Below are 5,902 nucleotides of genomic sequence, written 5' to 3'. Positions count from 1 at the left end.
CGCTGTCCGAACTGCCGCCGCTGGAAGAACTGGGGAATCTCATCACCCCGGATGAAACTGCATTGATTCCTGAATTGCGCGCGGAATTGACGGACAATGACGCTCCCCGGACGTTTGGCGCGGTGATCGAGACCGCCCGCGTCAGCGTTGTTACCGAGATTCTTTGATATGGCCACTCGCCCATCCCCCATCCGCCGTTCGCCCACCGCCCCCATGGGGCGCGCCGCGAGCCGCCTGCAGCAGGCGACTGCGCCCGAAGCCCCCGGCGAGCGCCTGCAAAAGGCGCTGGCCTCGGCCGGCCTCGGCTCGCGCCGCGAAATGGAGGAATGGATTGCCGAGGGCCGGGTACAGGTCAACGGCGAGACCGCCCTCATCGGCAGCAAGGTCGGCCCGCGCGACATCGTCAAGGTCGGCGGCCGCCGCGTCTATCTGCGCTTCGAGGACAAGCGCACGCGCATCCTGATCTACCACAAGTCGGAGGGCGAGATCGTCAGCCGCGACGATCCCAAGGGCCGCGCCACCGTGTTCGACGCGCTGCCCCGCCTGCGCGGCGCCAAGTGGATCGCCATCGGCCGGCTCGACTACAACACCGACGGTCTGATGATCTTCACCACCTCGGGCGAACTGGCCAACAAGCTGATGCATCCGCGCTTCGAGGTCGAGCGCGAGTACGCGGTGCGGGTGCTGGGCGAACTGAGCGAAGACATGATCGCGCAGCTGCTGGCCGGGGTGGAACTCGACGACGGCCCGGCGCAGCTGCAAAGCTGCTTCGCCGCCGGCGGCGAGGGCGCCAACCGCTGGTATCGCGTGGTGATCAAGGAAGGCCGCAAGCGCGAAGTGCGGCGGCTGTTCGAGCATTTCGGCCTGACGGTGTCGCGCCTCACCCGGATCCGTTTCGGCCCGATCGCGCTGCCGCCGCAGCTGCGCCGCGGACAGAAGATGGAGCTCGACGACGATCTGGTGGCACGCGTGCTGGAATGGGCGGAAATGACGCCCAGCCCGCGCCGGCAAACCCGCGGCGTGCCCGACAAGCACACCCGCAAGCCGCGCATACGCTGAAGCGGCAGACGTTCTGCCCCTGCATCCGCCTTCAGTTCTGCGCGGGTTTTCCCTCGCCGTTCATCGAGCCGGCGCGCAGCTACCGTGAAATTGCGCTGCCGGCGGCTTTCATTTGCGTACGAGACTTGCCGTCAGCGGCCCGTGTAGGGCGAAGGCGCCTGCAATTTTTCGCGGCGTTCCTGGCACGCGAGGCAGCGCTTGGCGGTCGGATAGGCATCCAGCCGCTTGTAGCGGATGGCGGATCCGCAGTCGATGCAGACCCCATACTCTCCGGCTGCGAGGCGCTGCTCCGCCGCCACGATGTCGCGCACCTCTCCCACGTCGCGAATGATCTCGGCCTCGGTGATGTCGCGCAGCAGGGATGCCGCCGCCGCATCGCCGGAATCGCCCGCCCCGCCGATGAGATCGGCCTGGTGCTCGTTGCTGGAACGCGCGAGCACCTGCCGGATTTCGTCAAGCAAAAGGGTCTTGCGCGCATCGATGCGCTGTGCGAAGTGCGCGATCTGTTCTTGAGTAAGGGGGTTTTCAGGCTTGGTCATGGCGTCATGGGTAGCAGCGTTGAGAAACGGGTGTCGAACTGTGCCAATGCACATCATCGATCTTCCACGATATATAGCAAGTCCCACGCCTGAACCGGAACCGGGCAAGGCGGGGGGCTGGCTCGCGCTGCCCCCGGCATTCGGCCTGGCCTGGTTTTTCATGGATGCTGAAAGTCACCATGGGCGCGTGTCGGCCGCAACGCGAGCAGGCGGCAGGATCACTTCTCGGTCATCTTCTTGATCACCCCGGCCGCCCATTCGCGGCCGCCCAGCCCGAACGCCAGTGCAAACGCCAGGCCGATCGCGCCGAAACCGATCTGGAACGCGGCGGTCAGCAGGTTGGTGCCGATCGCCAGCTGTTCCAGCGCCACAAACACCACAAAGATGATGGTCGCGTATTCGGCCAGCGTGCTGATGGTCAGCGCACCCTGCACGCCGATGTTGTTGAGGTAGGCGAAGGCCAGGCGGTTGATGAAGCGCGCCACCAGCACGCCGAACACCAGCACCAGGATGGCGACGATGATGTTGGGAATGTAGAACACCACCTTGTTGAACAACTCGGCCACCATGTGCAGGCCGAGACTGTTGGCCACGGTGACGACGACGATGAAGATGATGACCCAGTAAGCCAGCTTGGCCAGCAGGCGCGACAACGAGACATCCAGGTTGCCCTGCTTGAGGAAGGCTTCGATGCCGGTTTTTTCCGCGAGGCTGTCGAAGCGCAGCACGTCGAGCAGTTTCATGACGCCGGTGCGCACCAGATTGGCAAGCAGCCAGCCGACGAACAGCAGCAGCATGGCTGCCAGCAACTGCGGCACGAACCCCGCCATTTGTGTCCAGAAAGAAGTCAGGGATGCGACGAACACATCGAATTGCTGCTGCATGGGGCTCTCCTCCATTACCACTTAAAGGCGCATTATAGCGAACGGTTTGCAATGGCCTTTTATGCCTGCCGGCAGGGGGTGGGCGGGGTAAAGGGCCTGTTCCGCACGGGGCTTTCTGCATACACTGCGTAAAATACCCTGTGTCGCAGTCTATGTCCCCACCACCCGAAGACGCCGGTTTTCTGCCTCTCGCCCAGTTGAGCATGCTGGTGGCGAAGCTCATGGAACGGGGCTATCGCTGCCTCGGCCCGGCGGCGGAGAACGGCGCCATCGTCATGCGTGAACTCGCAGCGCCCGATGCGTTGCCGCGCGGCCTGCAGGCCGCGCAGACGCCGGGGCGCTACCGCTTGCAGCAGGATCCGCACAAGCGCTATTTCGCCTGGGCGAACGGGCCGCAGGCGATCAAGCCGCATCTGTTCGCGCCCCGCGAATCGCTATGGCGGGCGCAGCGGGACGAGCAGGGCCGGCTGCGCTTCATGGCGGTGGCGCCGCCCGCCCCGATGCTGGCGCTGATCGGCGTGCGCGCCTGCGATCTCGCCGCGCTGGCCTTGCAGGATGCCCACTTCCTGCAAGGCGGCCAGCCCGACACCCATTACGCGCGGCGCCGCGAACAGCTGTTCCTGGTGGCGGTGCAGTGCGCCGAGCCGGCATCCACCTGTTTTTGCGCATCCACCGGCGACGGCCCGACTCCGACCACCGGCTACGATATCGCGCTGGTTGAACTGGCTGACGGCTTCGTCGCGGCGGCGGGAAGCCGGAACGGGGCGGCGCTGCTGGACACGCTGAAGCTGCCGCCCGCATCCCCGCAGCAGATGGCCGCGGCACGGCAACAGGGACAGGCGGCAGCAGCCGGGCAGACGCGCAGCCTGCCCGGCCGCAAGCTGCGCGATGCGCTGATGAGCCGGCTGGAACATCCGCAGTGGGACGAGGTGGCGACACGCTGCCTCGCCTGCGGCAACTGCACCGCGGTGTGCCCGACCTGTTTCTGCCATGCCGAGATGGACGAGCCTGCGCTGAACGGCCAGGCAAGCGAGCATGTGCGGATGTGGGATTCCTGCTTTGGCGAGAGCCATGGCCATCTGCATGGCTTCAACGTGCGGCCCGATATCAAGAGCCGCTACCGCCAGTGGCTGACCCACAAGCTCGCCACCTGGCACGACCAGTACGGGCGCAGCGGCTGCGTTGGCTGCGGCCGCTGCATCGCCTGGTGCCCGGCGGAAATCGACCTCGCTGCGGAAGCCGCCGTGCTGGCCGCAGACCGGGAACAGCCATGACCGCGCGCCAGCCGCTCGAAGCCATCGTGATGGAACGCACGCAGGAGTCGCCCACCATCTTCACCCTGCAGCTGCGCCTTGGCGATGCGGCGGCGCAGGCAGCCTACCGGTTCGCACCCGGCCAGTTCAACATGCTGTATCTGGCCGGGGTGGGCGAGGTGCCGATCTCGGTCATGTCCGATCCGCAAGAACGCGACGGCATCGGCCACACCATCCGGGCCCTGGGGCGCGTCACCCAGGGGCTGGCGGCGCTGCGGCCGGGCGACAGCCTGGGGCTGCGCGGGCCGTACGGACGCGGCTGGCCATTGCCGGAAATGGAAGGGCGCGACGTCGTGCTGGTGACCGGCGGGCTCGGCTGCGCACCGGTCGTCTCCGTCGTTCACTACATCCTCAGGCGCCGCGAACGCTACGGCAAGCTCGTCATCATCCAGGGGGTGAAGCATGCCGAAGACCTGATCTGGCGCGAGCAATACGACCGCTGGGCCGCGCTGCCGGATACCCAGGTGCTGCTTGCGTCGAGCCAGGGAGGGGCGCTGTGGCCCTGGCACGTCGGGCGCGCGACGGAACTGATCGAGCAGGCCCGCTTCGACCCCGGCCGCGCGGCGGCGCTGATGTGCGGGCCGGAAGGCATGATGCGTGCCGCTGCCGAAAAGCTGCTGGCGCGCGGCCTGCCCGAGTCGCGTCTGCATCTGAGCATGGAACGCAACATGCAATGTGCCGTCGGCCGCTGCGGCCATTGCCAGTTTGGCGGGGCCTTCGTCTGCCGCGACGGCCCGGTGTTCGACTGGGGCCAGGTCGAATCCCTGCTGGCGCACCGGGGGTTCTGATGCGCGCGCCGACAAGACCGCGCGTGGCGGTGCACAAGTTCAGTTCCTGCGATGGCTGCCAGCTGGCCTTCCTCAACCTCGGCGAGGATCTGCTCGCGCTGGCCGAACGGGTCGACCTGGTGCACTTCGCCGAAGCCGGCCCGCTCGACCCGGATGCCGAAGTGGACCTTGCGTTCGTCGAAGGCAGCGTATCCACGCCGGAAGATCTCGAACGCATCCAGCGCATTCGCCGCCACAGCCGCATGCTGATCGCCATCGGCGCCTGCGCCACCGCCGGCGGCATCCAGGCCCTGCGCAACGGTGCCGATGGCGCACCATGGATCGCGCAGATCTACGGCCGCCCCGATGCAGTCGCCAGCCTCGAACGCTCGACGCCGATTTCCAGCCACGTGGCCGTCGACTTCGAACTGTGGGGCTGCCCGGTCAGCGGCCCGCAGATACTGGCTGTGGTGAATTCCCTGCTGCTCGGGGTGACGCCGCGCGACGACGCCGACAAGGTGTGCACCGAATGCAAGCGGCGCAACTTCGCATGCGTGATGGTGAGCCGCGGCATCCCCTGCATGGGGCCGGTGACGCGGGCCGGCTGCGGCGCCTTGTGCCCCGGCCTGGGGCGCGACTGCTACGGCTGCTACGGCCCGGCGGAAAACGCCAACACCGACGCGCTGGCGGCGCAGTTCGGCCGCCAGGGGCTCGATCCGCCGGCCGTCGCCCGGCGCTTCCGGTCGATCAACAGCCAGGCACCGGCGTTTCTGGCGGCGGCGGACAAGGCAGGGATGAAGCGCGATGAGTGAACAGCGCCGCAGCGTGGCCATTCACGTTCCCGTGCTGACCCGGGTGGAAGGCGAGGGCGCGCTCGACCTGCGCATCGACAACGGCGAGATCGCCGAACTGCGCCTGCGCATCTTCGAGCCGCCGCGCTTCTTCGAGAAATTCCTCGAAGGCCGCAGCTACACCGAAATCCCCGACATGGTGGCGCGCATCTGCGGCATCTGCCCGGTGGCCTACCAGGCCACCGCCGCGCAGGCGCTGGAACAGCTGTTCGGCGTCGAACTCAGCCCGTGGGCGCGCGCCATGCGCCGGGTGTTCTACTGCGGCGAATGGATCCAGAGTCACAGCCTGCACATCCATCTGCTGGCCGCGCCGGATTTCTTCGGCTGCAGCAGCGCCATCGAACTGGCGCGCATCGCCCCGGAAGAAGTGCGCCGCGGCTTGCGCATCCAGGCGCTGGGCAACGAACTGATGGATCTGTTCGGCGCGCGTTCGGTGCATCCGGTCGGCATTCGCGTCGGCGGGTTTCACGGCGCGCCTTCGGTCGAGCG

7 protein-coding genes are annotated in these 5,902 nt (G+C 67.2%); 5 read left to right on the top strand and 2 right to left on the bottom strand.

Features of this window, described 5'->3' with window-relative positions:
• The first annotated feature begins 213 nt into the window (after nucleotides 1-213).
• Nucleotides 214-1,059 (top strand): pseudouridine synthase, encoded by an 846-nt coding sequence (locus Q0L94_RS03265; RefSeq protein WP_296750031.1) that lies wholly within the window; start codon nucleotides 214-216, stop codon nucleotides 1,057-1,059.
• Nucleotides 1,060-1,190: 131 nt separating this feature from the next.
• Here the strand turns inward: Q0L94_RS03265 and Q0L94_RS03260 are convergent, their stop codons facing one another.
• Nucleotides 1,191-1,598, bottom strand: coding sequence for a TraR/DksA family transcriptional regulator (locus Q0L94_RS03260; RefSeq protein ID WP_296750029.1), 408 nt, complete (start codon nucleotides 1,596-1,598; stop codon nucleotides 1,191-1,193).
• Between the two features lie 218 nt (nucleotides 1,599-1,816).
• Nucleotides 1,817-2,482 (bottom strand): hypothetical protein, encoded by a 666-nt coding sequence (locus tag Q0L94_RS03255; RefSeq protein ID WP_296750028.1) that lies wholly within the window; start codon nucleotides 2,480-2,482, stop codon nucleotides 1,817-1,819.
• Nucleotides 2,483-2,634: 152 nt separating this feature from the next.
• Here Q0L94_RS03255 and Q0L94_RS03250 point away from each other — a divergent pair, with 152 nt between their 5' ends.
• The 4 genes from Q0L94_RS03250 to Q0L94_RS03235 form a co-directional block, all read left to right on the top strand.
• Nucleotides 2,635-3,756: a 4Fe-4S dicluster domain-containing protein gene (locus tag Q0L94_RS03250; RefSeq protein WP_296750026.1), complete on the top strand. Its 1,122-nt coding sequence runs from the start codon at nucleotides 2,635-2,637 to the stop codon at nucleotides 3,754-3,756.
• A complete protein-coding gene (locus Q0L94_RS03245; RefSeq protein WP_296750024.1) occupies nucleotides 3,753-4,583 on the top strand; it encodes an FAD/NAD(P)-binding protein in 831 nt (276 codons plus the stop codon). The genes Q0L94_RS03250 and Q0L94_RS03245 overlap by 4 nt, the downstream gene beginning before the upstream one ends.
• The gene (locus Q0L94_RS03240; RefSeq protein WP_296750022.1) at nucleotides 4,583-5,374 is read left to right on the top strand and encodes a sulfhydrogenase subunit delta; all 792 of its coding nucleotides are present in this window, start codon (nucleotides 4,583-4,585) and stop codon (nucleotides 5,372-5,374) included. Before Q0L94_RS03245 ends, Q0L94_RS03240 begins: the two co-directional genes overlap by 1 nt.
• Nucleotides 5,367-5,902 (top strand): nickel-dependent hydrogenase large subunit (locus Q0L94_RS03235; RefSeq protein ID WP_296750020.1); only part of this gene is annotated, 536 nt, incomplete at its 3' end. The genes Q0L94_RS03240 and Q0L94_RS03235, both read left to right, overlap by 8 nt.

This window comes from Thiobacillus sp. (assembly GCF_024708915.1).
Note: the sequence above shows the minus strand (reverse complement) of the source record. Positions and strands in the feature narration are given on the sequence as shown.